The organism is Stenotrophomonas sp. 2619 (genome assembly GCF_040548725.1).
GTDB lineage: Bacteria > Pseudomonadota > Gammaproteobacteria > Xanthomonadales > Xanthomonadaceae > Stenotrophomonas > Stenotrophomonas maltophilia_AP.
Genome location: NZ_JBEPSF010000012.1, coordinates 17,311 through 38,592 on the forward strand (window position 1 = coordinate 17,311; position 21,282 = coordinate 38,592).

Here is a 21,282-nt window from a genome sequence, read left to right on the forward strand (position 1 = left end):
AACCAGAAGGCTTGCTCGCGGCCCGCAATGGCTGCAACCGACGACGCTAAGGGTCTAGGCAATGAAGCAACGCAGAAAGTGGGGCAGGACGTTCGCAACAGCAACAATGAGCGGGGCAGCACTGCTGGCGCCCGCAATGGCGTGGGCCCAGGCGGCCGACCCGAAACCGTGGCAGTTGAACATGGGCAAGGGGGTTACCCAGAGCGCGCGGTTGGCGTGGGAATCCAACCTGTTCTCGCTGTGGGTGTGCACCGTGATCGGCGTGATCGTGTTCGGCGCGATGTTCTACGCCATGTTCAAGTTCCGCAAATCCAAGGGCGCGGTCGCCGCCACCTTCAGCCACAACACCAAGGCCGAGGTCATCTGGACGGTGATCCCGGTGATCATCCTGGTGGTGATGGCATGGCCGGCCACGGCCAACCTGATCAAGTTCTACGACACCCGGGATTCGGAAATGACCGTGAAGGTCACCGGTTACCAGTGGATGTGGAAGTACGAGTACCTGGGTGAGGATGTCACCTTCACCAGCCGCCTGGACCGCGAGTCCGACCGCGTGCGGCAGAGCGGCACGGTGCCCACGCTGGCATCGCACCCGCACTACCTGCTGGAAGTGGACAACCGGCTGGTGCTGCCGGTGGATACCAAGGTGCGCTTTGTGATCACCTCCGACGACGTCATCCACGCCTGGTGGGTGCCGGCGCTGGGCTGGAAGCAGGACGCCATTCCCGGCTTCATCAACGAGGCCTGGACCAACATCGAAAAGCCCGGCATCTACCGCGGCCAGTGCGCCGAGTTGTGCGGCAAGGACCATGGCTTCATGCCCATCGTGGTGGAAGCGGTGTCCAAGGAGGACTTCCAGAAGTGGCTGGCCTCACGCAAGCCCGCACCGGCACCTGCACCGGCGGCTGCACCCGCAGCAACGCCCGCAGCACCGGCGCCTGCCGATGCCGCGCCGGCCGCCGCTCCGGACGCCACGCCGCCGCCGGCACCGGCTGCAGCAGGCAGCAACGCCTGAAATCGAGCTGCGCCTGCCACCTGGCAGGCGTGGGTACCACCGGATCCAGTGAGGTGTAGTTGCGATGGCGCATTCCGCAGTTGACCACGATGGGCACCACGGGCATCAGCAGAGCTTCGTGGAGCGTTGGTTGTTCTCGACCAACCACAAGGACATCGGCACGCTCTACCTGCTTTTCAGCTTCATCATGTTCATCATCGGCGCGGCCATGAGCGTGGTGATCCGCGCCGAGCTGATGCAACCGGGCCTGCAGTTCGTCAAGCCCGAGTTCTTCAACCAGATGACCACCGTGCATGCGCTGGTGATGATCTTCGGCGGCGTCATGCCGGCCTTCGTCGGCCTGGCCAACTGGATGATCCCGCTGCAGATCGGCGCGCCGGACATGGCGCTGCCACGCATGAACAACTGGTCGTTCTGGCTGCTGCCGGTGGCCTTCAGCCTGCTGCTGGTCACCCTGTTCCTGCCCGGTGGCGCGCCGGCCGGTGGCTGGACGCTGTACCCGCCGCTGTCGCTGCAGGGCGGCTACAACGTGGCCTTCAGCGTGTTCGCCATCCACGTGGCCGGCATCAGTTCGATCATGGGCGCGATCAACATCATCGCCACCGTGCTCAACATGCGCGCGCCCGGCATCGACCTGCTGAAAATGCCGATCTTCTGCTGGGCCTGGCTGATCACCGCCTTCCTGCTGATCGCGGTGATGCCGGTGCTGGCCGGGGCGGTGACCATGCTGCTCACCGACAAGTTCTTCGGCACCAGCTTCTTCAACGCGGCCGGCGGCGGCGACCCGGTGATGTTCCAGCACATCTTCTGGTTCTTCGGGCACCCGGAGGTGTACATCATGATCCTGCCGGCGTTCGGCGTGGTCAGTGAAATCATCCCCACCTTCAGCCGCAAGCCGCTGTTCGGCTACCAGGCCATGGTCTACGCGGTGGCGGCGATTGCCTTCCTGTCGTTCATCGTCTGGGCCCACCACATGTTCACCGTGGGCATGCCGCTGGGCGGCGAAATCTACTTCATGTTCGCCACCATGCTGATCTCCATCCCGACCGGGGTGAAGGTGTTCAACTGGGTGAGCACCATGTGGCGCGGTTCGCTCACCTTCGAGGCCCCGATGCTGTGGGCGGTGGCGTTCGTGATCCTGTTCACCATCGGCGGGTTCTCCGGGCTGATGCTGGCCATCGTGGTCGCCGACTTCCAGTACCACGACACCTACTTCGTGGTGGCGCACTTCCACTACGTGCTGGTCACCGGCGCGGTGTTCGCGCTGATCGCCGCGGTGTACTACTGGTGGCCGAAGTGGACCGGGCGGATGTACAGCGAGAAGTGGGCCAAGGTCCACTTCTGGTGGTCCATCGTGTTCGTGAACCTGCTGTTCTTCCCGCAGCACTTCCTGGGCCTGGCCGGCATGCCGCGCCGCATCCCCGATTACAGCGTGGCGTTCGCCGACTGGAACCTGATCAGCTCGATCGGTGCGTTCGGCATGTTCGCCACGCCCTTCATGATGGCCGCGATCCTGCTGCACTCGCTGCGTCACGGCGAAAAGGCCACCGACCGGGTCTGGGAAGGCGCACGCGGGCTGGAATGGACGCTGCCGTCGCCGGCACCGGCGCACACCTTCACCACGCCGCCGGTGATCCGCCCGGGCGACCTGGCCCATGACGACATCACCCACTGAGGCGACCATGGCCAACGCACCCGACAACCTGGACGTTCAAGACCTGCAGCGCCGCCGCGCGCACCGCACCGCCTGGAAGATCGGGCTGGTGGCGGTGGCGGTGTACGTCGGTTTCATCCTGACCGGAGTGATCGGGCGATGAGCGACACCGGCCCGGCCGTTCCCGCACGCACGGCGGGCCTGCCCCGCCTGATCGGGGTGGCGTTGGCCGTGTTCGTGCTGACCTTCTCGCTGGTGCCGCTGTACCGCATCGCCTGCGAGAAGGTGTTCGGCGTGCGCCTGGAACGTGGTCCCGGCGCGGCGGCGGCGGGCGTCACCACGCCGGGCAAGCGCACCGTGCGGGTGGAGTTCGATGGCGGGGTCAATTCCAAGCTGCCGTGGGCGTTCCATCCCGAACAGCTGACCATGGACGTGGTACCGGGCGAGCTCAACGAAGCGCTGTATTACGCCCGCAACGACAGCGACCGCGCGCTGGTGGGCAGCGCGGTGCCGTCGGTGGCACCGGCCAAGGCGTCGGGTTACTTCAGCAAGACCGAATGCTTCTGCTTCACCGCGCAGACCCTGCAGGCCGGCGAAAAGCGCGACATGCCCGTGCGCTTCATCGTCGACCCGGACCTGCCGGCCAACATCAAGACCATCACGCTGTCCTACACCTTCTACAAGAACGACGCGTTGTCGGCGCAGCTGCCTGCCGCCGTGGCGGCAACAGCCAACGCACACGCTGCTCCCTAGATACGCACCGGACCCCAAGACCATGGCCCAGCAAAGCCCCGATGCCAACGTGTACTTCGTGCCCACGCACAGCAAATGGCCGTTCATCGGTTCCATCGCGATGATGGTGACCATGGTGGGCGTGGCCAGCTGGCTCAATGATTCGGGCTGGGGCAAGTGGACCTTCTACGCCGGCATCGCGATGCTGGTGCTCACCCTGTTCTGGTGGTTCAGCGACGTGGTGCGCGAGTCGCAGGCCGGCAACTACAACCGCCAGGTGGACGGTTCGTTCCGCATGGGCATGGTGTGGTTCATCTTTTCCGAAGTGATGTTCTTCGGCGCATTCTTCGGCGCGCTGTTCTACACCCGCAACCTGGGCCTGCCGTGGCTGGGCGGCGAGGGCGACGGGGTGATGACCAACGAACTGCTGTGGGACGGCTATTCCGCTGCGTGGCCTACCAATGGCCCGGGCAGCATCGGGGGCCACTTCCAGACCATTCCGGCCTGGGGCCTGCCGTTGATCAACACGCTGATCCTGCTCACCTCTGGCGTCACCCTCACCATCGCCCACCACGCGCTCAAGGCCGGCAACCGCCGCCAGCTGCTGGTCTGGCTGGGCCTGACGGTGGTGCTGGGCCTGTTCTTCCTGACCCTGCAGGCCGAGGAATACATCCACGCCTACAAGGAACTCAACCTCACCCTGGGCTCGGGCATCTACGGCTCCACGTTCTTCATGCTCACCGGCTTCCACGGCGCGCACGTGCTGCTGGGCACCATCATGCTGGGCGTGATGTGGCTGCGCTCGGCCAAGGGCCACTTCACCCGCGACAACCACTTCGGCTTCGAAGCGGCGGCCTGGTACTGGCACTTCGTCGACGTGGTGTGGCTGATGCTGTTCCTGTTCGTCTACGTGCTGTAGCGTCGGGGTGACACCGGCCGCACCTGCCCAGGTGCGGCGTCAGTGGAACGCGGTCAACCGCCGATGCCGTGGGGTTTGATCCAGCCGCTGTAGATGCCGATGGCCACCAGCGCGATCAGCGCCACCGACACCGCGATGCGGCGGGTGAGCGCGTTGACGGTGCGTTTGGTCTGGCCGCGATCGACCAGCAGGTAATACAGCCCGGCGCCCAGATTCCAGACGATGACGATCAGAAACGCGATTACCAGCAGGGTCTTCAACGAATCATTCATGCGCGGCTCGATGGCAGGGCGGGTACGCCTATATCACCGCGTTTGGTCGCCGTTGTCATGATGCGAAAGCACACACGCCTGATCGGTTGGGTGGCCGCGGTGCTGGTGATCACCGGTTTCTGCCTGCTGGGCCACTGGCAACTGCAGCGCATGCATGAAAAGCAGGCGCTGCTCGACCAGCAGGTGCCGGCGCATGCGCAGGCGCTGCGCCTGGCCGCCGCGCTGTCGGCGCCACCGCAATTGCGCTGGGTGGAAGACCACGGGCAGTACCTGCCCGGCACCGTCCTGCTGGACAACCAGACTCGCGAGGGCCGCGCCGGGTTCAAGCTGTACCAGCCCTTCCTGAGCGATGGCGGCGCGCGCGTGCTGGTCGACCTGGGCTGGCAGCCGATGCCGCCCGACCGCGTGCTGCCGCCCCTCCAGCCCCCGCACGGCCGCGCCCGCATCGCCGGGCTGCTGGCGCCCCCGCCGGCCAGCGGCATCGCGCTGGGCCCGGCCTTGGCGACCACCGTGCAGCCGGGCATCTGGCTGGCCAACCGCATGCCGCCGGACGAGGTTGCCCGCGCGCTGGGGCTGCCCGCCGGCAGCCTGCCTGCCCGCGTGCTGCGGCTGGACCCTGCGCTGCCCGGCGGCTACGCCCGCGACCTGGACCTGCTGCCCAACACGCTGCCGCCCAGCCGTCACCTGGGCTATGCGGTGCAGTGGTTCGGGCTGGCGTTGACCGTGCTGGTGGTCGCGCTGGTGCTGGAGCTGCGTTCACGCCGCCGCGTTTCCCCCGACTCCCGGCGCTGACCGCCCCAACGTGAGAAAATGCCACCCATGAATGCCACTTCCCCGGAACGGCTGTCCCCGCGCTCACGCGGCCGCTGGACGCTGATCGCCTTGTTCGGCCTGTTCTTCGGTGCGATGGCGCTGGCCGGCGTGCTGCGCTTCTCGGGGTGGCAGCCCACCGCGCACCGCAACAGCGGCCAGTTGCTGCAGCCCCCGGCCGACCTGCGCGCGTTGCCGCCCACGCTGGCCAACGGCCAGCCGTATGCATGGAACCCCGAGGCGCGCACCTGGCGCATCCTGGTGGCCCCGTCTGCCGGCTGTACAAACGCGTGCGTCACTTTGTCGCAGGGATTGGGCAAGGTGTGGCAGCTGTTCGGGCATAACGCCGATAATGTCGAGATCCTGTGGCTGGGCACGCCGCCGGCGGAGGTCCACGGCATGCCCGCATTGCGCGTGCTGCGCGACCAGCCCGACCTGCGTGCCGCATTGCCCGCCGTGGATGACCCTGCCGGCACGCCGGTGTATGTGATCGATCCCAACGGTTTCGTGATCATGCGCTATGCGCCGGGATTCGATATGGCCGGTCTGCGCAAAGACCTGGCCACGCTGCTGAAACTGAAGTGAGTTCTGTTTAGATGAGCCTCTCCGCACGCCCGGTGCTGCACCGCAATTTCCACCGTCTGGCGTGGTTTGCGCTGATCATGACCGCCAGCACGATCATGTTCGGTTCGTTCGTGCGCCTGTCTGATGCCGGCCTGAGCTGCCCGGACTGGCCCACCTGCTATGGCCGCGTTACCTGGCCGCAGCATGCCGCCGAGGTGGTCGGGCACGAAGCGGCGAAGATCCGCCCGCTGGAAACCCACAAGGCGTGGCGCGAGCAGGTGCACCGTTTCCTGGCCGGTGCGCTGGGCATCGAGATCCTCACCCTGGCACTGCTGGCCACGCGCCGCCGGCGCTGGGGCACCACTGCCGTGGTCACCGCCTGCGTGCTGGTGGCCACCGGCATACCGCTGTACATGATGGGCATGCACGTGCCGGCCAGCATCCTGGCGATCATCGGCGAGGCCATCCTGCTGGTGGCCGCGCTGCGCTGGAACAACATCGACCTGGCCCGCGCCGCGTTGCTGACCCTGGCGGTGGTGATCTTCCAGGCCCTGCTCGGCATGTGGACGGTGACCTGGCTGCTCAAGCCGATCGTGGTGATGGGCCACCTGCTCGGCGGCATGCTGATGTTCGGCCTGCTGGTGTGGATGGCATGGCGTGCCACGCACATGCCGATCACGCTGGTGGAAGCGCCGAAGCTGAAGTGGCTGATCCGCGCCGGCGTGGCCGTGCTGGTGCTGCAGATCGCGCTGGGCGGCTGGGTCAGCGCCAACTACGCCGCGCTCGCCTGCGGCGGCGGCAGTGCATCGCTGGACAACTTCCCGCGCTGCGTCAGCCAGTGGTGGCCGCAGCACGACTTCAAGGAAGGCTTCACCCTGTGGCGCGGCATCGGCGTGGACTACGAAGGCGGCGTGCTCGATGGCGCCTCGCGGATTGCCATCCAGATGGCGCACCGCATGATGGCGATCGTGGTGGCCGTGTACCTGCTGTGGCTGTCGGTGCGCCTGTTCAAGCTGCCGAGCATGCGCGGCTGGGCCAGCGCGCTGGGCCTGCTGGTGGTGGCGCAGATCACCCTGGGCATCCTCAACGTGAAGCTGGCGGTGCCGCTGGAAGTGGCCGTGGCCCACAGTGGCGGCGCGGTGGCGTTGTTGTTCGTGCTGGTCACGCTGCTGGCGCGCCTGCGCGCGCCGGACGCGGACGGCAAGCCCGGTAGTGCCGCTTCTGCCGTGCAGGCAGGCTGACGGCATGGCCAGTTACCGTCAGTACTGGGACCTGACCAAGCCCAAGGTCGTCGCCCTCATCGTGTTCACCGCGCTGGTCGGCATGTTCCTGGCCATCCCCGGGCTGCCCACCGCGCGGCAGGCGCTGGACGGCGCGCTCGGTTTCCTCGGCATCTGGCTGGCGGCCTCGGCTGCCGCGGCCATCAACCAGCTGCTGGACGCGCGCATCGACGCGCAGATGGCGCGCACCTCGTGGCGCCCGCTGGTGGTGGGCAAGGTCAAGCCGTGGCAGGTGCTGGTGTTTGCCGGGCTGCTGATCGCGCTGTCGATGACCATCCTGGTGGTCTGGGTCAACGTCATCACCGCGGTGCTGACCTTCGCCTCGCTGATTGGTTACGCGGTGATCTACACCGTGTACCTCAAGCGCGCGACCTCGCAGAACATCGTCATCGGCGGTCTGGCCGGCGCCACTCCGCCGATGCTGGGCTGGGCCGCGATCACCGGCATGCAGGGCCCGTGGGACTGGGCTTACGCATCGCTGCTGGTGCTGATCATCTTCATCTGGACCCCGCCGCATTTCTGGGCGCTGGCGATCTTCCGCCGCGAGGATTACGCCAAGGCCGAGATCCCGATGCTGCCGGTTACCCACGGCGTGGCGTACACCCGCAAGTCGATCATGGTGTACTCCATCGCGCTGGCCGTGGTGAGCATCCTGCCGGTGGTGTTCGGCATGAGCGGCATGTTCTACCTCGGCGGTGCGATCGTGCTCAACGCGGTCTTCCTCTGGTACGCGTGGCGCATGCTGAACCCGCCGGATGAGATCTTCTCGATGAAGATGTTCGGCTACTCCATCGTCTACCTGATGGCGCTGTTCGCCTTCCTGATGGTGGACCACTGGATGCTGCCCTGGTTGTAAGCCGCAGGCGCGCGCTGCGACGCGCGCCTTGAATCTCCGGCAAACGTCGCCATTGCGTTCATGACCGAACAGGACGTGACGGCATGAAACGATGGATGCCAAGCGCAGTACTGGCCATGACCCTGCTGTGCAGCGTGGCGATGGCCGCGCCTGTGCCCGACGACACCGCCACGCAGATCATGGCGCACGCCGGCGGGCACCGCCTGGTCGTGCTCGGCGAATACCACGGCACCGCCGAAACGCCGCTGCTGGTGGCCGACCTGATGGAACGCTACAGCCGCGAAACGGCCGCCGTGCGGCTGGCACTGGAACTGCCGATGAGCGAGAACGTCGCCCTGGCGCGCTACCTGCGCTCGGACGGCGGAGCCGACGCGCGCGAAGCGCTGCGGACCTCGCCGTTCTGGGGGATCAAAGACGATCAGCACGACGGCCGGCGCAGCCGCGACATGCTGGCGCTGCTCGAGGCCGTCCGTGTGTTGCGGGCCCAGGGCCGCGATGTGGGCGTGGCTGGCTATGACGAAGAAACCGGCACATCCGCCCGCAATGACGCGCGCGATGCGGCCATGGCCACGCACCTGCGCCAGCAGTTCAACGCGCTGCCTGCCGATGCACGGATGCTGGTGCTGACCGGCAACGTGCACGCCATGCGGTCAGTGCCGGCCGATGCGCCCGCAGAGATGCAACAGAAGACGATGGCCGCGTACCTGCTGGACCTGCCGCTGTACAGCGTGCGCCTGGAAGCGTCGCGGGGTCACTTCTGGGCCTGCGTCCAGCCCTGCCGCGCGATCCCGCTGACCGCGCGTCCGCCGCGCGCACCGAAAGAAGACAGGGAAACCGACCGGCAGTACGACCTGTGGATATGGATGCCTACCCTGAGCGTAGGCACCCTGACCGACCGCTAGGATCACCCTATGCGTGGCGAACAAGGCACCGATGTTGCCCGGCGGATATTGCGGGCGGCGCGGCGATGCGTGGCGCCCCGGTAGGGTCGTCTCCCCAACGACGGCCGGCCGTGCGTCCTGGCCGATGGTGAGCGTGACCCACACCGAAGCGCGCCCTGGATGGCGCGTTACAGGCGACTCCCAGGCCCAGGTCATGCCGACATCGCGCCGATTGGCGTTATCGGCAGTCGTTAGGGACACGACCCTGCAGAGGCGGCGAATCCGCCGGCGAAACGCTCCCGCCCAAGCCCTGTGCGCGCCCCGCGCGGTTCACTCCTGGTCGATGACAGGCGCCGGCGCGATGGGATCGCGCGCGTACCGCTGCGCGATCATCGCGCAGACGATCAGCTGGATCTGGTGGTAGATCATGATGGGCAGGACGATCGCGCCCAGGCTGCCGCCGGCGAACAGCACCTTGGCGATCGGGACGCCGGTGGCCAGGCTCTTCTTGGAGCCGCAGAACAGAATGGTGATCTCGTCTTCGCGGTTGAAGCCCAGCCGGCGGGCGATGAAGCGGATCAGCGGCATTGCGATGCCGAGCAGAACCGCGGCAACTATGGCGACGGTGAACAATGACAGCAGCGGCGTCTTGCTCCACAGCCCTTCGCTGACCGCTTCGCCGAACGCCGAATAGACCACCAGCAGGATGGTGGCCTGGTCGGTGTAGCGCAGCAGCGCGCGCTGGCGTTCCACCCAGCCGGCAATCCACGGGCGCAGCAGGTGGCCGGCCACGAACGGCACCAGCAGCTGCAGCATGATGCTGGCGATGGCCTGCACCGGGTTGTGCATGCCGCCCTCGGTGCCGGCCAGCAGGGCCAGCAGCAGCGGGGTAAGGAATACGCCGAGAATGCTCGACAGCGAGGCGCTGCACACCGCCGCCGGCACGTTGCCGCGCGCCATCGAGGTGAAGGCGATGGACGACTGCACCGTGGACGGCAGCGCGCACAGGAACAGCACGCCGATGTACAGCTCGGGCGTGAGCAGCCAGCCATCCAGCGGTTTGAACAGCAGCCCCAACAGCGGGAACAGCACGAAGGTGCAGGCCAGGATGGTCAGGTGCAGGCGCCAATGCAGCATTCCGGCGACGATCGACTCACGCGGCAGGCGCGCGCCGTGCAGGAAGAACAACGCGGCGATGGCCACGTCGGTAACATCGTCGAGCACCATCGCCGCCGCGCCGTGCATGGGCAGCAGCGAGGCCAGCAGCACGGTGCAGAGCAGGGCGAGGGTGAAGTTGTCCGGTCGCAGGCGCGACCACCAGGGCTTCATGCGCGGCATGCTCCTGTGAGGGGGAAAAGTGGGGCGGGACACACGCGCTGACTCAACGCGCGGCAGCCTGTTCGAGCAGGGCACGGGCAGGCGCTTCCAGCGAGGTCATGCCGGCATCGCGACCCAACTGCAGGGCCTGCTCGACCGAGGCGCCATCGCGTGCCTGCACCAGCGCCAGCAGCGCACCGGCGCGGTTGCCGGAGGCGCAATGCACCAGCACCGGACCGCTGCTCTGCGCCAGTGCCGCGCGCAGCGCGCGCGCATTGGCGTCGGTCAGGCCGGCAGCGCCGGCCACCGGAATGCGCACGTAGCGCAGGCCCAGACGCTCGGCGGCGGCAGTTTCATCGAAGCCCCGGTCTTCATCGGGCTGGCGCAGGTCGATCACGGTGGTGATGCCGGCGTCGGCGGCCTGCTGCAGTTGGGCGGCACTGGGCTGGCCGGCGCTGTACAGCTGCGGGCGCGGCTGCGCGAAGGGCAGGGCATCGGCCAGCGCCGCAACCGGCAGCAGCAACAGCGCCACGCCGAGCAGGCGGCAGAGCAGGGGCGTGGCAGGCTGGATGGCGGGGGTGGTCATGGCAGCGTGCTCCACGGGGTGTCAGCGCAGGGTGGCGCGGGCCTTGAGCAGCTCGCGTAGTTCGTACTTGTCAGTATCGTCCAGACCCTGCTGCCGATGCTTTGCCTGAAGCTCGTCCAGGCGTTGCATCAGCAGCTGTTTTTCCAGCTGCGCCACCGCATCGTGCAGCTCCTGGGTCCACATCGCCTCGTCACCGGGCAAGGTCTGCGCGGCCAGCTTGTGCAGCGCGTCCTGTTCTTCGCGGCCCTCGAAATGCTCCAGCAGCGCGCCGGTGCTGATATCGGGGCGCTGTTCCACCAGGCCCAGCAGCTCCAGCAGCAGTTCGATGCCTGGCAGGCGCAGGCCGTTGAAGTGGTGGCCTTCCAGGGTCATGGCCAGCGAGGGCTGCTGCAGCAGGATCGCAATAGCCGCGCGCACCAAGCTGCGCCGCTGGGTGGGGGCCACTGCACGCGGCGAGGGGCGTGACGGCTGCGCAGGCGCGGTGGGCTTGGCACCCAGGCCGGTGAGCGTGGTCAGCTGCTGCTTCATCAGGTCGCCGAAGGCGCCGTCGGGAATCTGCGCCAGCATCGGCTTGGCCCGCTCGGCCAGCCGCGCCTTGCCGTCCAGCGTGGCCATGTTGACCTCGCGGGTGAGCTCGTCGAAGAAGAACTGCGACAGCGGCGTGGCCTGTTTGAGGCGCTCGTCGAACGCGGCGCTGCCTTCCTTGCGCACGATGGTGTCGGGGTCTTCGCCGTCGGGCAGGAACAGGAAGAAGGCCTGGCGGCCGTCCTTCATGCGCGGCAGCACCGATTCCAGCGCGCGCCAGCCGGCGCGGCGGCCAGCGGCGTCACCGTCGAAGCAGAAGAATACATCCGGCGCATTGCGGAACAGCAGCTCGGCATGGTCCGGCGTGGTGGCCGTGCCCAGCGTGGCCACCGCCTGGGTAACCCCGTACTGGAACAGCGAGACCACGTCCATGTAGCCTTCGACCACGATCAGCCGCTCGATCTTCTGGTTGGCCTGGCGTACCTGCCACAGGCCGTAAAGTTCGCGGCCCTTGTGGAACAGCGCGGTTTCGGGCGAGTTGAGGTACTTGGGGCCGTCGTCCTTCTCCATGACCCGGCCGCCGTAGGCGATCACGCGGCCGCGTCGGTCGAAGATCGGGAACATCACCCGGTCGCGGAACTTGTCGTAGACGTGGCCGCGGTCGTTCTTGGAGAACAATCCGGCGCGATCCAGCAGCTTCATGCGCCGCTCGTCCTTGCCCAGGGCATCTTTCAATGCGCTGTAGCCGTCCGGCGCATAGCCGATCGCGAACCGTGTGCGGTTTTCCTCGTCCACGCCGCGCTGGTCCAGGTAGGCGCGGGCCTTGTCGCTGTCCTCCAGCGATTTCTGGAAGAAGCGCGTGGCCGCGTCCAGCGCCGAGTACAACTCACGGCTGTCGTCCTGCTGCTGCGCGGTGCGCGGCTGGGTGTCGCGCGGCACTTCCATGCCCACGCGCTTGGCCAGCTCGTCGACCGCGTCGAGGAACTCGAGGCGGTCGTAATTCATCAGGAAGCTGATCGCGGTGCCATGCGCGCCACAGCCGAAGCAGTGATAGAACTGCTTGGTGGGCGAGACCGTGAACGAGGCCGAGCGCTCGTCATGGAACGGGCAGCGTGCGGCGTATTCCTTGCCCTGGCGCTTCAGCGGCACGCGGCTGCCCACCACCTCGACAATGTCGGAGCGGGCCAGCAGGTCGTCGATGAATGCGTCGGGGATACGGGCCATGGGCAGCAGGCAGGTGGCGCGACCGGTGACGGCCACGCAGGGCAGCGGGGGACACCGCTAGTCTACTAGCTGCCGGTCGCTTCGCCCGGTTTGGGCACGGCGATGCCGGCCTGGGCCAGGTGGAAATGCGCGCGCAGGCGTTCATCGATGACCGCGGTCATCAGCGCGCCCACGAAGAACACCACCGTGGCGTAGTAGATCCACACCAGCGAGATCACCAGCGCGCCCATCGAGCCGTAGGCGCTGCCCGGCGCGACGGTGGCGATGTACAGGCCGATGCCGTAACGGCCCAGCGCGAACAGCGCCGAGGTGATTGCCCCGCCGATGAAGGCTTGCCGCCAGGCCACGCGGCGGTCGGGCAGGTAGTGGTAGAGGAAGGCGAAGCCCACCGTGTACAGCGCCAGGCTGGTCAGGTAGCCGATCGCCGGCAGCACCGAGGGCAGCTGCGCGAAGGCCACCTGCAGCATGGTGGTGGCGGTCATCGACAGGATCAGCAGGAAGCCCAGCGCCAGCACCACGCCGAAGGAGAACACGCGCTTGCGCAGCCACGCCACGATGCCGTCCAGGCGCTCGCCACTGGTGTTGAAGATCAGGTTCAATGCGTTCTGCAGCTGGGCAAACACCGCCGTGGCGCCAATGAACAGCAGCAGCGTGCTCCACACCCCGGCCAGCGAGCCCACGTCGGGCTGGTTGTCGGCGTTCTTGAGCACGGTGTCGGCCACGGTGGCGGCGCTGCTGCCGGCCACGTCGTTGATCTGGGCGATCAGCGCCTGTTGCGCCGGCGGATACAGCGAGGCGGTGAGCCACAACAACAGCACCAGCAGCGGTGCCATCGACAGCAGGGCGTAGAAGGAGACTGAGGCGGCCTGGGTGAGGACGTCGATCTCGACGAAGCGCTTGCCCACGGCCATCGGGAAGCTGCGTTGCAGCCGGTCGACGTACTTGCGCAAACGCGGTGGCACGCCGGCGTGGGCGGGCGAGGGATCGGCGTCGGGGGTGGGGGCGGGCGGCAGTGAAGACATGCGGCCGATTTTTGCAGGCCCGGGTCGAAGGCGGGGTGAAGCGGGCGCGCGGCGGTGCGCGTGCATGCGTGCACCGACCAACGCTCGGTGCCTACCGGGATCCGGATGTCAGGCATCCGGCCAGGCGGGTAGCGACCGTGGGTCGCTACCCGGCCCGATCAGCCGGCCAGCTGCTGCTTGACCAGCTTGGACACCAGGCCCATGTCGGCCTGGCCGGCGAGCTTGGGCTTCAGTGCGCCCATCAGCTTGCCAATGTCGGCCGGGCTGGCCGCGCCGGTTTCGGCGATGGCGGCCTGGATGGCGGCCACGATCTCGGCTTCGCCCAGCTTGGCCGGCAGGTACTGGTCGATGACCAGGATTTCCTCGCGCTCGATCACGGCGAGGTCTTCCCGGTTGGCCGCTTCGAACTGGCTGACCGAATCCTTGCGCTGCTTGACCATCTTTTCCAGCACGGCCAGCGTGGCGGCGTCGTCCAGCTCGATGCGCTCGTCCACTTCCTTGCGCTTGATGTCGGCCAGCATCAGGCGGATCACGCCCAGGCGGTGCTTCTCGCCGGCCTTCATGGCGGCCTTCATGTCATCGGTGAGCTGCTGTTTCAGGCTCATGGAACACCTCGTATTCGGTCAAAAGGGCGGAAAGGGGCGCCAAACGACTGGAACGCAAAAAGCCGGCAACGCTCGCGCGTTCCGGCTTCGGCTCCGCCACGACAGACCAGCGGCCTGTCGCATCGAAGTTGCGTCCGACTCAGTACAGGCGCTGACGCTTGGTAACGTCGCGCGACGACCGGCGCAGCTGACGCTTCACGGCAGCAGCAGCCTTACGCTTGCGCTCCTGGGTCGGCTTTTCATAGAACTCGCGCTTGCGGGTTTCGGCCAGCACGCCGGCCTTTTCGCAGGTGCGCTTGAAGCGACGGAGCGCAAACTCGAAGGGCTCGTTCTCGCGGACTTTAACGCTGGGCATGGAATCTCCGGGACACAGTAGAACCGGGTCACGCCCGGTGAGAGCCGCACATTATAGCGGCGACAAAAGAAGTTGCAACCCACCCCGGCAAACTTCTTGGCCACAGGTGGTGTCAGGTGGGCTGGCGGTAACGCTGCCGGGGCCTCAGCGGTCCATAATACCCGGTATGCGAGTCCTTGGTATTGAATCTTCCTGTGATGAGACCGGCGTGGCGGTGTACGACACCGCCCTGGCCGGCCCGGACGCCCTGCGCGCCCATGCGGTCTACAGCCAGATCGCCCTGCACGCCGAGTACGGCGGGGTGGTGCCTGAACTGGCCAGCCGCGACCACGTGCGCAAGCTGCTGCCGCTGATCCGCCAGACCCTGGCCGAGGCCGGGATGGGCGTGGCCGACATCGACGGGGTGGCCTATACGGCCGGCCCCGGGCTGGTCGGCGCGCTGCTGGTGGGGGCGGGCGTGGCCCGCTCGCTGGCCTGGGCGCTGGAGGTGCCGGCGGTCGGCGTACACCATATGGAAGGGCATCTGCTGGCCCCGTTGATGGAAGACGACCCGCCGCAGGCCCCGTTCGTGGCGCTGCTGGTGTCCGGTGGGCATACCCAGCTGGTGGCGGTGGACCGGATCGGCCAGTACCGCCTGCTGGGCGAGACCCTGGACGATGCGGCCGGCGAGGCCTTCGACAAGACCGCCAAGCTGATGGGCCTGCCGTACCCGGGTGGCCCGCAGCTGGCGGCGCTGGCCGAACGCGGTACCCCGGGCAAGTACACGTTCACCCGCCCCATGACCGACCGGCCCGGGCTGGATTTCAGCTTCTCCGGACTGAAGACCCAGGTGCTGCTGGCCTGGCGCGACAGCGACCAGAGCGAGCAGACCCGTGCCGACATCGCCCGGGGCTTTGAAGACGCCGTGGTGGACACCCTGGCCATCAAGTGCGAGCGCGCGCTGGATGCGGCCGGCACCGATGTGATCGTGGTGGCCGGTGGGGTCGGCGCCAACAAGCGGCTGCGCGCCAAACTGCAGCAGATGGCGGCCAGCCGCGGCGGCCGGGCCTGCTTCCCGCGCCCTTCGCTGTGCACCGACAACGGCGCGATGATCGCCTTCGCTGGCGCGCTGCGGCTGGAAGCCGGCCAGCACACGCCGCCGCAGGTGCAGGTCACCCCGCGCTGGGACATGGCGACGCTGCCGGCGGTGTAGGCACGCCGCAACCTCAGGGCGGGCGATCGCGCAGCAGGGGGGTGACTGCCTCGTGCCCCGCCATCCACGCGGCGGTGCGCGTGCAGCGCAGTTCCACGATCCGCTGGATGGCGGCGAAATCCTCGCTCAAGGCGCGCGCGAAGATAGGTTCGTGATGGGCGATACGGTTGCGCAGCCGCCGGATCTGCTCGAGATCGTTATGTATGTGGGCACGGGTGACATGCCGGGGCGCACCCGTGTCGGCGCCGGGGAGCACGACCCCCATGCATCGCGACCACACCCGGACGTCGAACCGCTGGGTGAACATCTTCTGCCAGAAGACGAAGCTGAGCGTGGGAATGACCTGCGAGGTGCCGTCGGTGCACCGTGCGGCCGCCCGGAGCAGCTCGCGGCGCGGGTTGTAGCCGGTGGTGGGACTGGGCAGGCTGTCGGTGAAACCCTGCACCCACGGCCAGCGTGGGCCGTGAATCCGGGTCAGTGCATCTGAAACGGCGTTGCGGATGACCACTTCGCCGATATGCAACGGAACAAGGAAGGCAGCGGAGATGCGGGCGTTCCAGAGGTACAGGTCGAGCGGCGTACTGCGGGCGTCCAGGGTTGCCACTGCGTTCTCATACGTGCCCAGCCGGTCGGCTGACAACGCCCGTTTTACGGCGTCCTCGATCTGCATGGTCCCTGCATCCTTGCCGCTGATGACGGTTGAGACTACGGGCGTGGCCGGGTGCTGGGCATCGGGAATCCGGCCGTTGTGCAGTGGTTCTGGCTACCCTTTTCGGGCGCTCGATTGCCGTATGCAATCGGTCTGTCGAGAACTACGCACGCCGTCCCGTTTCGGGTCAACAATGGTTGACGCGGCCGTGTCAGGCCCGTAATTTTCAGCCTACGCGCCACCGGGACTCGCGGATGGGAATCCCATCTCCACCCGGGGACAAGAGGTAAGCAAAGGGTCCCGCAAGGGGCCCTTTGTCTTTTCGGCCACGGGCGCACCATCGGGCGAACGCCCCGGTTCCCGGCACGTTCCGGCCCGCGCCGTTACCATGTTCGGCATCTTCCACGTGGCATGGCTATGGACAAGGTATTCATCGAAGGGCTCGAGATCGATGCCCTGATCGGCATCTACGACTGGGAACGGCGGATCCGCCAGACCCTGCGGTTCGACCTGGAAATGGGCTTCGACAACCGTCGCCCGGCGGCCAGTGACGACATTGGCGATACCCTCAACTACAAGGCCGTGAGCAAGCGCATCGAGCAGTTCGTGCGCGAGTCCGATTTCGGCTTGGTCGAAACCCTGGCCGAACGCATCGCCGAAATCGTGCTGCGTGAGTTCAAGGTGGAGTGGTTGCGCCTCAAGCTGAGCAAGCCCGGCGCCGTGCGCGGCGCGCGCGCGGTGGGCGTGATCATCGAACGCAGCGCATCCTGACCGGGCGCTGCCCGGCAACCCGACGCACCGTAGCGCCGGGCTCTGCCCGGCACCCAGAAGCACCGTAGCGCCGGGCTCTGCCCGGCACCCAGAAGCGCCGTAGCGCCGGGCTCTGCCCGGCACCCAGAAGCGCCGTAGCGCCGGGCTCTGCCCGGCACCCAAAAGCACCGTAGCGCCGGGCTCTGCCCGGCACCCAGAAGCACCGTAGCGCCGGGCTCTGCCCGGCAACCAGACGCACCGTAGCGCCGGGCTCTGCCCGGCAACCAGAACTGGAGACCTCCCCAAGATGCTGGATGCAGTAGTAGCAACCCGTTGGCTGGACGACCTGCAGCGAACCCTCGAACCCTGGCCGTGGGCCTACACCGCCGCGGTACTGTGCCTGCTGGCGCTGGCCGCCTGGCTGGCCAATTTCGTCACCAAGAAGATCCTGCTGCGCGGCCTGCGTGGGTTGATCAACCGGCTGCCCGGCGGCACCGCCCACGGTGGGCGCGGCAGCAACGTGATGCGGGTGGTGTCGCGGTTGTCCAACGTGGTGCCCAGCCAGGTCATCGCCGCCGGCATCACCGTGGTGCCCGACCTGCCCACGCCGCTGGTGGCCTTCGTCATCGGCGCCTGCCAGGCCTGGGCGATCCTCACCGTGGCGCTGGCGATCTCGCACGCGCTGGACGCGGCCAACGACATCTACGAGCGCCGCCCCGACGCGCGCAACAAGCCGATCAAGGGCTACCTGCAGGTTGGCAAGATCGTCATCTTCGTCATTGCCGGGCTGTCGATCGTGGCCACCCTGGCCGGCGTGGACCTGCGCTACCTGGTTACCGGGCTGGGCGCGGCCACCGCGGTGCTGATGCTGATTTTCCAGGACACCATCCTGTCGCTGGTGGCCAGCGTGCAGATCAGCGGCGACGGCCGGGTGCGGCTGGGCGACTGGATCGAGATGCCCAGCCAGAACGCCGACGGCGACGTCATCGATATCGCGTTGCACACCATCACCGTGCAGAACTTCGACAAGACCATCACCACCATCCCGACCAAGAAGCTGGTCACCGAGTCGTTCAAGAACTGGCGTGGCATGCAGGAGGCCGGCGGACGCCGGATCAAGCGTGCGCTGTACCTGGACCAGCACAGCGTGGGCTTCGTCGATGCGACGCGGCTGGCCGAGCTGGAACAGTTCGCGGTGCTGGGGGAGTACCTGCGCGAAAAGCAGAGCGAACTGCAGCAGTGGAACGCGCAGCTGCAGGCCAAGGGCGTGGCGGCAGTGAATGCGCGGCGGGTGACCAACCTGGGCACGTTCCGCGCATATGTGGAGCGCTACCTGGCCCAGCATCCCGGCATCCATACGGACATGACGCTGCTGGTACGGCAGCTGCAGCCGACCACCGAAGGCCTGCCGCTGGAGATCTACTGCTTCACCCGCACCACCGCGTGGGGCGAGTACGAAGGCATCCAGTCGGACGTGTTCGACCACCTGCTGGCGACGCTGCCGGCGTTCGGGCTGCGCGTGTTCCAGGCCTCCAGCGATGCGATGTTGATGGCCGGCCAACAGCGTCTGGCCGCCGCGGAGTAAGCTCCTGTGCCCCCGCCACCGCGCTCACGGTGGCGGGGTTCTTCCCCCGGGGAAGAAAAATGAACGTCAAAATCATTCACAACGGGCCCGGGAACGCTAGAATCCTGGCCTTGTAAACGTTTTCATAAGGACAGCCGGTGGCCGCCGATCGTATCGAAACCCTCATTGCCAAGATGACCGTCGAAGAAAAAGTCGGCCAGCTGGGTGTGTTCGCCGACATGGTTCGGCCGTTCGCGCCGGACGTGAACCCGGAAGCCAACGTGCTCAACGCCGACCAGGTGCTGCAGCAGGTGCGCGAGGGCAAGGTGGGGTCGCTGTTCAACGGCGTGGGCGTGGAAGCCGGCCGTCGCATCCAGCAGGTGGCGCTGGAAGAAAGCCGCCTGGGCATTCCGGTGATCCTGGCGGCCGATGTGATCCACGGCATGCGCACCGTGTTCCCGATCCCGCTGGGCGAAGCAGCCAGCTTCGAGCCCGACCTGGCCGAGCGCACCGCGCGCGCCACCGCGGTGGAAGCCACGGCGGCCGGCCTGCACTGGACCTACGCACCGGCGGTGGACATCGCGCGCGACCAGCGCTGGGGCCGCGGTGCCGAAGGTGCCGGTGAAGACGTGGTGCTGGGCTGCGCGTTCGCCGCTGCGCGCGTGCGCGGCTTCCAGGGCCCGGACCTGCGCGCCGCCGATGCGCTGCTGGCCACGCCGAAGCATTTCGCCGCCTATGGCGCGGTGATGGCGGGCATGGAATACAACATGGTCGACATCTCGCCGCAGACCCTGCGCGACGTGCACCTCCCGCCGTTCCAGGCCGCCTTCGAGGCCGGTGCGCTCACCGTGATGTCCTCCTTCAACGACATCAACGGCGTGCCGGCCAGCGCCAACGCCGAACTGCTCACCGACATCCTGCGCGGCGAGTGGAAGTTCCCGGGCGTGGTGATCTCCGATTACACCGCCGACATGGAGCTGGTTGCGCACGGCTATGCCGCCGATGACCGCGACGCCACCGCCAAGGCGTTCACCGCCGGCCTGGACCTGAGCATGCAGAGCGGCTTCTATGCCGAGCACCTGCCGGGCCTGATCGAGAGTGGCGAGGTGCCGATGGCCACGCTGGACGAGTCGGTGCGCCGCATCCTGCGCCTGAAGGATGCGATCGGCCTGTTCGACGATCCCTACCGTTCGCTGGACCTGGACCGCGAAGCGTCCACCGCGCACATCGCCGAACACGATGCGCTGTCGCGCGATGCCGCGCGCCGTTCGATCGTGCTGCTCAAGAACACCGACGCGGTGCTGCCGCTGAAGAAGACCGGGCAGAAGATCGCGCTGATCGGGCCGTTCGTGCAGGACCGCGAGAACATCGAAGGCTGCTGGACCCTGTTCGGCGACAAGTCGCGCTATGTGAGCCTGGAGACCGGCGTGCGTGCGGCGATTGGCGACGAAGCGCTGCTGGAAATCGTGCCGGGTTGTGACCTGGAAGCGGCCGTGCAGGACGGCATCGAGCAGGCCGTGGCCGCTGCGCTGCGCGCCGACGTGGTGGTGCTGGCGCTGGGCGAACCGCAGCGGTACAGCGGTGAAGCGCAGTCGCGCGTGGAAATCACCCTGCCGCCGGCCCAGCAGGCGCTGGCCGAAGCGGTGGCCATGACCGGCAAGCCGCTGGTGGTGCTGCTGCGCAATGGTCGCGCACTGGCGCTGCAGGGCGCGGTGCGCAATGCACAGGCGGTGGCGATCACCTGGTACCTGGGCACCCAGACCGGTCATGCGGTGGCCGATGTACTGTTCGGCGACTACAACCCGTCCGGCCGCCTGCCGGTGAGCTTCCCGCAGGTGTCGGGCCAGCAACCGTTCTTCTACAACCACCCGCGCACCGGTCGCCCGGAACTGCCGACCATGTCCGAGTTCAAGGCGCGCTGGCGCGAGATCCCGAACGAGGCGCTGTATCCGTTCGGGCATGGCGTGGGCTACACCACGTTCGGCTACGGCGTGCCGCAGCTGAGTGCCGAGAAACTCGGCTGGGACGACACCCTGACCATCACCACCACGCTCACCAACACCGGTGCGGTGGCGGGCGAGGAAGTGGTGCAGCTGTACATCCACGACCGCGTGGCCAGCCGCGTGCGGCCGGTGCGTGAGCTGAAGGCGTTCCGCAAGGTGGCGCTGCAGCCGGGCCAGAGCACCGAGGTGCAGTTCACCCTGGACCGCACCGCACTGGGCTTCACCGGCCGCGACGGCGTGTTCCGCGCCGAGCCGGGCCAGTTTGAGCTGTGGGTGTGTGCGTCGTCGGCGAGCGGCGAGCCGGTGATCTTCGAGCTGCTGGCGGGTTGATCCTGTGGGGGCATCGCCGCCGCCCGGCGGTAGAGCCGACCGTTGGTCGGCTGCCCCAAACGCATCGGTCTCCGCTTGGGGGCAGCCGACCAACGGTCGGCTCTACGGTGTAGGTCGTCGCCTGTGGCGGTAGCCGACCAACGGTCGGCTCTACGTTGTGGGTTGGTCGTCTGTGAC

The 21,282-nt window shown here is 67.4% G+C and carries 22 protein-coding genes; 14 read left to right on the forward strand and 8 right to left on the reverse strand.

Annotated elements, in window-relative coordinates; genetic code table 11:
- Nucleotides 1-61 precede the first annotated feature (61 nt).
- The 5 genes from coxB to ABIA71_RS12970 all read left to right on the forward strand — a co-directional run bounded on the left by coxB (nucleotide 62) and on the right by ABIA71_RS12970 (nucleotide 4,320).
- Entirely contained in the window at nucleotides 62-1,015 is a 954-nt protein-coding gene (gene coxB, locus ABIA71_RS12950) for a cytochrome c oxidase subunit II (RefSeq protein ID WP_502961244.1), read from the forward strand.
- Between the two features lie 64 nt (nucleotides 1,016-1,079).
- A complete protein-coding gene (gene ctaD, locus ABIA71_RS12955; RefSeq protein WP_354285608.1) occupies nucleotides 1,080-2,690 on the forward strand; it encodes a cytochrome c oxidase subunit I in 1,611 nt (536 codons plus the stop codon).
- Nucleotides 2,691-2,697: 7 nt separating this feature from the next.
- Nucleotides 2,698-2,832, forward strand: coding sequence for a hypothetical protein (locus ABIA71_RS12960; protein WP_354285610.1), 135 nt, complete (start codon nucleotides 2,698-2,700; stop codon nucleotides 2,830-2,832).
- Nucleotides 2,829-3,422, forward strand: a complete 594-nt coding sequence (locus ABIA71_RS12965) for a cytochrome c oxidase assembly protein (protein WP_128095990.1) — start codon at nucleotides 2,829-2,831, stop codon at nucleotides 3,420-3,422. Before ABIA71_RS12960 ends, ABIA71_RS12965 begins: the two co-directional genes overlap by 4 nt.
- A 22-nt stretch (nucleotides 3,423-3,444) precedes the next feature.
- Nucleotides 3,445-4,320 (forward strand): cytochrome c oxidase subunit 3, encoded by an 876-nt coding sequence (locus ABIA71_RS12970; RefSeq protein ID WP_128095989.1) that lies wholly within the window; start codon nucleotides 3,445-3,447, stop codon nucleotides 4,318-4,320.
- Between the two features lie 53 nt (nucleotides 4,321-4,373).
- Here the strand turns inward: ABIA71_RS12970 and ABIA71_RS12975 are convergent, their stop codons facing one another.
- On the reverse strand, nucleotides 4,374-4,592 hold the full coding sequence (locus ABIA71_RS12975; protein ID WP_038690924.1) for a twin transmembrane helix small protein: 219 nt from the start codon (nucleotides 4,590-4,592) through the stop codon (nucleotides 4,374-4,376).
- 57 nt (nucleotides 4,593-4,649) lie between these two features.
- Here ABIA71_RS12975 and ABIA71_RS12980 point away from each other — a divergent pair, with 57 nt between their 5' ends.
- The 5 genes from ABIA71_RS12980 to ABIA71_RS13000 all read left to right on the forward strand — a co-directional run bounded on the left by ABIA71_RS12980 (nucleotide 4,650) and on the right by ABIA71_RS13000 (nucleotide 9,004).
- Complete coding sequence (locus tag ABIA71_RS12980) at nucleotides 4,650-5,384, forward strand: SURF1 family protein (protein WP_354285613.1); 735 nt, start codon at nucleotides 4,650-4,652, stop codon at nucleotides 5,382-5,384.
- A gap of 27 nt (nucleotides 5,385-5,411) precedes the next feature.
- On the forward strand, nucleotides 5,412-5,987 hold the full coding sequence (locus ABIA71_RS12985; RefSeq protein WP_354285615.1) for an SCO family protein: 576 nt from the start codon (nucleotides 5,412-5,414) through the stop codon (nucleotides 5,985-5,987).
- Between the two features lie 11 nt (nucleotides 5,988-5,998).
- On the forward strand, nucleotides 5,999-7,207 hold the full coding sequence (locus tag ABIA71_RS12990) for a COX15/CtaA family protein (RefSeq protein ID WP_354285617.1): 1,209 nt from the start codon (nucleotides 5,999-6,001) through the stop codon (nucleotides 7,205-7,207).
- 4 nt (nucleotides 7,208-7,211) lie between these two features.
- Nucleotides 7,212-8,102 (forward strand): heme o synthase, encoded by an 891-nt coding sequence (gene cyoE / locus ABIA71_RS12995; RefSeq protein WP_354285619.1) that lies wholly within the window; start codon nucleotides 7,212-7,214, stop codon nucleotides 8,100-8,102.
- A gap of 95 nt (nucleotides 8,103-8,197) precedes the next feature.
- Nucleotides 8,198-9,004 (forward strand): TraB/GumN family protein, encoded by an 807-nt coding sequence (locus ABIA71_RS13000; RefSeq protein ID WP_354285621.1) that lies wholly within the window; start codon nucleotides 8,198-8,200, stop codon nucleotides 9,002-9,004.
- A 309-nt stretch (nucleotides 9,005-9,313) separates the two neighbouring features.
- Here the strand turns inward: ABIA71_RS13000 and ABIA71_RS13005 are convergent, their stop codons facing one another.
- The 6 genes from ABIA71_RS13005 to rpsU all read right to left on the reverse strand — a co-directional run bounded on the left by ABIA71_RS13005 (nucleotide 9,314) and on the right by rpsU (nucleotide 14,617).
- A complete protein-coding gene (locus ABIA71_RS13005) occupies nucleotides 9,314-10,312 on the reverse strand; it encodes a bile acid:sodium symporter family protein (RefSeq protein ID WP_354285623.1) in 999 nt (332 codons plus the stop codon).
- Between the two features lie 52 nt (nucleotides 10,313-10,364).
- A complete protein-coding gene (locus tag ABIA71_RS13010) occupies nucleotides 10,365-10,853 on the reverse strand; it encodes a protein tyrosine phosphatase family protein (protein ID WP_354285797.1) in 489 nt (162 codons plus the stop codon).
- A 54-nt stretch (nucleotides 10,854-10,907) separates the two neighbouring features.
- The gene (gene dnaG, locus ABIA71_RS13015) at nucleotides 10,908-12,635 is read right to left on the reverse strand and encodes a DNA primase (RefSeq protein WP_354285625.1); all 1,728 of its coding nucleotides are present in this window, start codon (nucleotides 12,633-12,635) and stop codon (nucleotides 10,908-10,910) included.
- Between the two features lie 65 nt (nucleotides 12,636-12,700).
- Complete coding sequence (locus ABIA71_RS13020) at nucleotides 12,701-13,657, reverse strand: YihY/virulence factor BrkB family protein (RefSeq protein WP_051598914.1); 957 nt, start codon at nucleotides 13,655-13,657, stop codon at nucleotides 12,701-12,703.
- Nucleotides 13,658-13,815: 158 nt separating this feature from the next.
- On the reverse strand, nucleotides 13,816-14,262 hold the full coding sequence (locus tag ABIA71_RS13025; protein WP_128096447.1) for a GatB/YqeY domain-containing protein: 447 nt from the start codon (nucleotides 14,260-14,262) through the stop codon (nucleotides 13,816-13,818).
- A gap of 139 nt (nucleotides 14,263-14,401) precedes the next feature.
- Nucleotides 14,402-14,617, reverse strand: coding sequence for a 30S ribosomal protein S21 (gene rpsU, locus ABIA71_RS13030; RefSeq protein WP_002808376.1), 216 nt, complete (start codon nucleotides 14,615-14,617; stop codon nucleotides 14,402-14,404).
- Between the two features lie 166 nt (nucleotides 14,618-14,783).
- Here rpsU and tsaD point away from each other — a divergent pair, with 166 nt between their 5' ends.
- Nucleotides 14,784-15,809 (forward strand): tRNA (adenosine(37)-N6)-threonylcarbamoyltransferase complex transferase subunit TsaD, encoded by a 1,026-nt coding sequence (gene tsaD / locus ABIA71_RS13035; protein WP_354285627.1) that lies wholly within the window; start codon nucleotides 14,784-14,786, stop codon nucleotides 15,807-15,809.
- A gap of 13 nt (nucleotides 15,810-15,822) precedes the next feature.
- Here the strand turns inward: tsaD and ABIA71_RS13040 are convergent, their stop codons facing one another.
- The gene (locus ABIA71_RS13040; RefSeq protein ID WP_354285629.1) at nucleotides 15,823-16,479 is read right to left on the reverse strand and encodes a hypothetical protein; all 657 of its coding nucleotides are present in this window, start codon (nucleotides 16,477-16,479) and stop codon (nucleotides 15,823-15,825) included.
- A gap of 396 nt (nucleotides 16,480-16,875) precedes the next feature.
- Between ABIA71_RS13040 and folB the strand changes: the two genes are divergently transcribed.
- The 3 genes from folB (at nucleotide 16,876) to ABIA71_RS13055 (ending at nucleotide 21,105) form a co-directional block, all read left to right on the forward strand.
- Complete coding sequence (folB, locus tag ABIA71_RS13045) at nucleotides 16,876-17,229, forward strand: dihydroneopterin aldolase (protein WP_354285631.1); 354 nt, start codon at nucleotides 16,876-16,878, stop codon at nucleotides 17,227-17,229.
- 286 nt (nucleotides 17,230-17,515) lie between these two features.
- On the forward strand, nucleotides 17,516-18,793 hold the full coding sequence (locus tag ABIA71_RS13050; protein WP_354285633.1) for a mechanosensitive ion channel family protein: 1,278 nt from the start codon (nucleotides 17,516-17,518) through the stop codon (nucleotides 18,791-18,793).
- Between the two features lie 137 nt (nucleotides 18,794-18,930).
- Complete coding sequence (locus ABIA71_RS13055) at nucleotides 18,931-21,105, forward strand: glycoside hydrolase family 3 N-terminal domain-containing protein (protein ID WP_128096227.1); 2,175 nt, start codon at nucleotides 18,931-18,933, stop codon at nucleotides 21,103-21,105.
- The last annotated feature ends 177 nt before the right edge of the window (nucleotides 21,106-21,282 follow it).

Excerpts from the sequence above, each read along its gene's own strand:
- coxB (WP_502961244.1), top strand. The coding sequence starts at position 62 with ATGAAGCAACGCAGAAAGTGGGGCAGGACGTTCGCAACAGCAACAATG.
- ctaD (WP_354285608.1), top strand. The coding sequence starts at position 1,080 with ATGGCGCATTCCGCAGTTGACCACGATGGGCACCACGGGCATCAGCAG.
- ABIA71_RS12960 (WP_354285610.1), top strand. The coding sequence starts at position 2,698 with ATGGCCAACGCACCCGACAACCTGGACGTTCAAGACCTGCAGCGCCGC.
- ABIA71_RS12965 (WP_128095990.1), top strand. The coding sequence starts at position 2,829 with ATGAGCGACACCGGCCCGGCCGTTCCCGCACGCACGGCGGGCCTGCCC.
- ABIA71_RS12970 (WP_128095989.1), top strand. The coding sequence starts at position 3,445 with ATGGCCCAGCAAAGCCCCGATGCCAACGTGTACTTCGTGCCCACGCAC.
- ABIA71_RS12975 (WP_038690924.1), bottom strand. The coding sequence starts at position 4,592 with ATGAATGATTCGTTGAAGACCCTGCTGGTAATCGCGTTTCTGATCGTC.
- ABIA71_RS12980 (WP_354285613.1), top strand. The coding sequence starts at position 4,650 with ATGATGCGAAAGCACACACGCCTGATCGGTTGGGTGGCCGCGGTGCTG.
- ABIA71_RS12985 (WP_354285615.1), top strand. The coding sequence starts at position 5,412 with ATGAATGCCACTTCCCCGGAACGGCTGTCCCCGCGCTCACGCGGCCGC.
- ABIA71_RS12990 (WP_354285617.1), top strand. The coding sequence starts at position 5,999 with ATGAGCCTCTCCGCACGCCCGGTGCTGCACCGCAATTTCCACCGTCTG.
- cyoE (WP_354285619.1), top strand. The coding sequence starts at position 7,212 with ATGGCCAGTTACCGTCAGTACTGGGACCTGACCAAGCCCAAGGTCGTC.
- ABIA71_RS13000 (WP_354285621.1), top strand. The coding sequence starts at position 8,198 with ATGCCAAGCGCAGTACTGGCCATGACCCTGCTGTGCAGCGTGGCGATG.
- ABIA71_RS13005 (WP_354285623.1), bottom strand. The coding sequence starts at position 10,312 with ATGAAGCCCTGGTGGTCGCGCCTGCGACCGGACAACTTCACCCTCGCC.
- dnaG (WP_354285625.1), bottom strand. The coding sequence starts at position 12,635 with ATGGCCCGTATCCCCGACGCATTCATCGACGACCTGCTGGCCCGCTCC.
- ABIA71_RS13020 (WP_051598914.1), bottom strand. The coding sequence starts at position 13,657 with ATGTCTTCACTGCCGCCCGCCCCCACCCCCGACGCCGATCCCTCGCCC.
- ABIA71_RS13025 (WP_128096447.1), bottom strand. The coding sequence starts at position 14,262 with ATGAGCCTGAAACAGCAGCTCACCGATGACATGAAGGCCGCCATGAAG.
- rpsU (WP_002808376.1), bottom strand. The coding sequence starts at position 14,617 with ATGCCCAGCGTTAAAGTCCGCGAGAACGAGCCCTTCGAGTTTGCGCTC.
- tsaD (WP_354285627.1), top strand. The coding sequence starts at position 14,784 with ATGCGAGTCCTTGGTATTGAATCTTCCTGTGATGAGACCGGCGTGGCG.
- ABIA71_RS13040 (WP_354285629.1), bottom strand. The coding sequence starts at position 16,479 with ATGCAGATCGAGGACGCCGTAAAACGGGCGTTGTCAGCCGACCGGCTG.
- folB (WP_354285631.1), top strand. The coding sequence starts at position 16,876 with ATGGACAAGGTATTCATCGAAGGGCTCGAGATCGATGCCCTGATCGGC.
- ABIA71_RS13050 (WP_354285633.1), top strand. The coding sequence starts at position 17,516 with ATGCTGGATGCAGTAGTAGCAACCCGTTGGCTGGACGACCTGCAGCGA.